3 protein-coding genes are annotated in these 2,247 nt (G+C 66.6%); all 3 read left to right on the top strand.

The genetic code is table 11. The features are described from left to right. Positions 1 to 290 (top strand): DUF2834 domain-containing protein (locus tag A3764_RS14395; protein WP_082865943.1); only part of this gene is annotated, 290 nt, incomplete at its 5' end. A 38-nt stretch (positions 291 to 328) separates the two neighbouring features. Continuing rightward, positions 329 to 1,594: a diaminopimelate decarboxylase gene (gene lysA, locus A3764_RS14390; protein ID WP_067924036.1), complete on the top strand. Its 1,266-nt coding sequence runs from the start codon at positions 329 to 331 to the stop codon at positions 1,592 to 1,594. 33 nt (positions 1,595 to 1,627) lie between these two features. Beyond that, a partial coding sequence (locus A3764_RS14385) for a DUF4175 family protein (protein WP_150122193.1) occupies positions 1,628 to 2,247 on the top strand: 620 nt, incomplete at its 3' end.

Raw genomic sequence — 2,247 nt, 5'->3', positions numbered from 1 at the left:
CCCTCGCGATCTGGGGCGCGATCCACCCCATGTGGTATTTCATACAGTGGTTCCGCGCCGAAGGCTTCGCGCTGGCCCCGATGATCGAAGCATGGCACGCCAATGCCGCGACCAGCGGCCTTGTCTGGGACCTGACCATTGCCGCGATCGCGCTCACCCTGTGGATTTTCGCCGAGGTTGCGGTGCGGCGGAACTGGGAGGCGCTACTGGCCATCCCCGCGACCTATCTGGTCGGCGTCAGCTTCGGCCTGCCGCTTTATCTCTTCCTGCGCAGCCGCCCCGTCGTCTGACGATTGATCTGGGCGGCGCTTTTGCGTAAGTGCCGCGCATGGATCACTTTCTTTATCGCGATGGCATGCTGCATGCCGAAGACGTTCCCGTAGCCGATATCGCGCGGGCCGTGGGCACGCCCTTCTACGTCTATTCCACCGCGACGCTCCTGCGCCATTACGGCCTGTTCGATGCGGCCCTCGCGGGGATGGATCACCTCGTCTGTTATGCGATGAAGGCCAATTCCAATCAGGCAGTGCTGCGCACGCTGGCGCAGGCCGGCGCGGGCATGGACGTGGTATCGGGCGGCGAATACCTGCGCGCCCGTGCCGCCGGCGTCCCCGGCGAGCGCATCGTCTTTTCCGGCGTGGGCAAGACCAAGCAGGAGATTACTCAGGCGCTTGAAGGCGGCATCCGCCAGTTCAACGTCGAAAGCGAGCCGGAGCTGGAGATGCTGGACGCCGTGGCGCGCAGCCTGGGCAAGGTCGCGCCGGTGACGATCCGCATCAACCCGGACGTCGACGCGAAGACCCATGCCAAGATCGCGACCGGCAAGTCGGAAAACAAGTTCGGCATCCCCATCGCCCGCGCGCGGGAGGTCTATGCCCGCGCCGCCGCCATGCCCGGTCTTCAGGTCATCGGCATCGACGTTCATATCGGCAGCCAGTTGACCGATCTGGCCCCGTTCGAACAGGCCTATGCCAAGGTCGCCGACCTTACCGTTCTGCTGCGCGAAGACGGGCACGATATCCGCAGGCTCGATCTCGGCGGGGGGCTGGGCATCCCCTATGAGCGGTCCAATGCCGCCCCGCCCCTGCCCACCGACTATGGCGCCATGGTCCAGCGTACGCTCGGGCACCTTGATTGCGAGATCGAGATCGAGCCGGGCCGCCTGATCGCCGGTAACGCGGGCCTGATGGTGAGCGAGGTGATCTACCTCAAGTCGGGCGAGGGGCGCGATTTCCTGATCCTTGACGGCGCTATGAACGATCTGATCCGCCCCGCGATGTACGACGCCTACCATGACATCGTGCCCGTGGTGGAGCCGGAGGCAGGCGTGGCGCAGCAGCCCTATGACATTGTCGGCCCGGTCTGTGAGACCGGCGATACCTTTGCCCGCCAGCGCATGATGCCGCCCCTGTCTGCAGGCGATCTGGTGGCGTTTCGCAGTGCCGGTGCCTACGGTGCCGTGATGGCGAGCGAGTATAATTCGCGCCCCCTGATCCCCGAAGTGATGGTGAAAGGGGATCAATTCGCGGTTATCCGCCCGCGTCCCACCTTTGACGATATGATAAATCGCGATACCATCCCCGAATGGCTCTGACGGCATGATGCCGTGCGGCCACCGGAGGCCCCGATGGCGACATTCACCCCGAACGACATGCGGCGCAGCATGGATGCGCTGCGCAGGCCCCTGCGGCTGACACGCCTCGGCATGGCGGCGGAGCGCGCGGTTCAGACGCTCTGGCCGCTGATGACCGTTCTTTTGCTGGTGCTGGCGGCGCTGATGCTGGGGCTGCATGAAAGCCTGCCGCTGGAAGTGGTCTGGCTGGGCATGGCCCTTGCCGCGCTAGGTGTTCTGGGGGCGCTGGCCTTTGCGGTGCTGCGCCTGCGACTGCCCAGCCGGGAAGAGGCGCTGGAACGGCTGGACGCGAGCCTGCCCGGTCGCCCGATCCGTGCCCTGCTGGATGACGCGGCCATCGGTCAGGCCGATCCGGCCTCCATGGCCGTCTGGCGCGCGCACAAGCAGCGCATGGCCGAACGTACCGCGACCGCGCGGCCCGTTCCCGCCGATCTGCGGGTCGCGCGCCGCGACCCCTATGCGCTGCGCTATGTGGCGGTGCTGGCCTTCATGGTGGCGCTTGTCTTCGGGTCCGTCTGGCGGGTGGGCACCGTCGCGGGGATGGCGCCGGGCGGGGCAGGTACCCTTGCGGAGGGGCCGGTCTGGGAAGGCTGGGCGGAACCGCCGCGCTATAC

The organism is Sulfitobacter sp. HI0129 (assembly GCF_001635395.1).
GTDB lineage: Bacteria > Pseudomonadota > Alphaproteobacteria > Rhodobacterales > Rhodobacteraceae > Sulfitobacter.
The sequence above is the reverse complement of the archived record's forward strand: the minus strand, read 5'-3'. Positions and strand labels throughout refer to the sequence as shown.